The 2,591-nt window shown below is 34.9% G+C and carries 3 protein-coding genes; 1 reads left to right on the forward strand and 2 read right to left on the reverse strand.

Annotated features, from left to right (window positions below; all coding sequences use genetic code 11):
* Positions 1 to 40 precede the first annotated feature (40 nt).
* On the forward strand, positions 41 to 454 hold the full coding sequence (locus BAQ46_RS16950; RefSeq protein ID WP_000612286.1) for a YugN-like family protein: 414 nt from the start codon (positions 41 to 43) through the stop codon (positions 452 to 454).
* On the opposite strand, the gene BAQ46_RS16955 is transcribed toward BAQ46_RS16950, so the two are convergent.
* Entirely contained in the window at positions 441 to 1,436 is a 996-nt protein-coding gene (locus BAQ46_RS16955; RefSeq protein WP_000842331.1) for a potassium channel family protein, read from the reverse strand. The two genes, BAQ46_RS16950 and BAQ46_RS16955, sit on opposite strands and share 14 nt — an antisense overlap.
* A 94-nt stretch (positions 1,437 to 1,530) precedes the next feature.
* Positions 1,531 to 2,211 carry an MgtC/SapB family protein gene (locus BAQ46_RS16960; protein ID WP_000386678.1) on the reverse strand — a complete coding sequence of 227 codons (681 nt, stop codon included), beginning with the start codon at positions 2,209 to 2,211 and terminating at the stop codon, positions 1,531 to 1,533.
* Positions 2,212 to 2,591: the final 380 nt, after the last annotated feature.

Raw genomic sequence — 2,591 nt, forward strand, 5'->3', positions numbered from 1 at the left:
AGAGTGGGTATGCTAAAGAAAAAGTCTAGGAGGGATGGACTTGATTCCGATTCATTCAAATTTAGAAGGACGTACATATGCGTTATATAAGTTAGAAGAAATAATGAAGCCACTCGGATATAGCATTGGTGGCAATTGGGATTATGATAAAGGATGCTTTGATTATAAAATCGATGAAGAAGACGGCTATCAATTTTTACGAGTGCCATTTACAGCTGTTGATGGAGAACTAGATGTACCAGGCGTAATAGTTCGTCTTGGAACGCCGTATATTCTTTCGCACGTATATCAAGACGAACTAGATGATCATGTAAATACTTTAACAGCTGGAACGAGTGGAATGGATCAATTTGCTGAGCCGAAAGATCCAGATGGAGATGTGAAAAGAAAATATATCAATATTGGGAAAGTGCTCATGCAAGAATTAGAGCGTCATTTTACTAATGGTGAATAACAATGAGTATGTCGCTTTCAATGAGAACAAAGGAATGAACTGGATTAATCATATATTGTTCGTCGCGCTTTATACCTAGTAAGAGAATGTTTTGCTTTAAAAGAGTATAGCTACAATTGGCAAAAGTTTGTCCGGTGCAGGACATAGGAAGCTCCATCAGTTGTAATTTATTATCAGAGATTTCGTCGTAAAGTGAAAATAGTACACCTGAAATGGAAGGGAATAAAAGAGAAGCGGTAAATACATAGCTCGTTAATTTATTTCCTTCTATAATTTCTGACACGCCAGCTCTCGTTGCATTTTGTATTTGTTCAGAAGTAAGAAGTTCAGCGATGCAGTGAATGTTTGGGTTGAGCCCTTTTGCAGTTAAAATATTTAAAATGGACTGTGTATCCGCTAAGCTTTCATTTTTTTCTTTATCGGCTGTTATTAATATGGTGTGTGCCGTTGTAATATTAGCTTTTAATAACGTTTGGTCGTGATGGGGGCACCCCTTTATAAATTCTAAATGATGAAATGGTTTTGGCAGTAAAGAAAGTGTTTCATCAATTAAAACGATATCAAGGTTTGGTTGTAGTACGTGCATTTGTTTTACAACATGTTTTGCTCGTTCATTCCAGCCGACAATAATCATATGACCGTTAGAAGTCGCAGCTTCTTCTCCTTTAACTTTCATATATTGTTTATTAATCATTTCAGTAGCAAACAGCACCATATAATAAGAACAAAATCCAGTTCCTAATAAAATAATACTCATACCGATAAGTTTCCCGATTAGTGTATGAGGGGCAAAGTCACCATAGCCAACAGTGAAAATTGTAACGATTGACCACCAAATTCCATCAAACCATGTGGTAAAGTGTGATGGTTCTAATCTATGTATAAGAAAGCCGGAAAAAGCAGTAAGTATAACAATAAAGCAAATTAAACGAAAAATAATGGAATCACGAAATGTATCTACTAAATTCGGACGGGATTTCAATTGCCTATTCCTCCTTACTTTGCAGGACTACATTCATTGTTGCCATTATAGAAAAAAGAAAAACTCTCTAATTTAAAAGAGAGTTTGTTTTACGTTACATACTTTCCACTTCAGTTTGTTGAACACTTTCGAGATGCTGGAGAGCATAGTAAACATCAGCAGTATGTCTTTTTTGATCGATACATAATTTAAGATGTAAATAGTGAGAACCATTTTCTAACGTTTTAAGCTTCATATTCTTAACTTTTATATCCATTTCTTTTATTTCCTCAATTACAACTGGGATATTGTCCATCTTTCGCACAACAAGTTTTACTGCGATATCACGTTGACGAAATGATCTAGGTCCTACAAATTTCATTGTTAATGGTATAAGTTCAACGCTAATCATAAGGAAACACATTCCAAAAATCGCTTCGATATAGAACCCAGCTCCAACAGCAATACCAATACCAGATGCGCCCCAAATCATAGCAGCAGTTGTTAACCCGGCAATACTATCGTTTCCTCTACGTAAAATAACACCGGCACCTAAAAAACCAATCCCTGATACAATTTGAGCGGCAAGTCGAAGTGGGTCCATATTCATATGATCAGTATGTGGTAAATTGTAAGCTGCTTTAATAGAAACAATGGTCAGGAGGCAACTAATGATAGAAATAACTAAACACGTTTTTAAACCAAGTGGTTTACGTTTTAATTCGCGCTCTAAACCGATGGCGAACCCTAAAATAGCCGAGAGACCTAGTTTGATTAATAAATCGGTATAGTCCATATATATTCCTCCTTGTATGGTATCGTATATAAATAAAACGTTTATTATAGAAAGAAACGTTTTTGGATAGAGTGACTTTATATAGAATATATGTAGGAATCTCTTAGAAATGAAAGAGATATTTCGTTTAAGTATATGATATTAAAAAAGAAATGTAGTTAATTTGAAAAAAGTTTATAAAAGGTGTTGCATTTCATTTTTCTGCATGATATATTAATAACCGTCGCTGATGCGGAAACGCAGAAAACGACAAAAAAGAAATTGAAAAACTTAGTTGACATCGAAAAACGAAGATGTTAACATAAGGGAGTCGCAAATGAGCGACCAAGTAGTTCTTTGAAAACTGAACGAAACAAACAACGTGAAACGTCAATTTTTAT

Origin of the sequence: Bacillus paranthracis, assembly GCF_001883995.1 — a bacterium.
GTDB lineage: Bacteria > Bacillota > Bacilli > Bacillales > Bacillaceae_G > Bacillus_A > Bacillus_A paranthracis.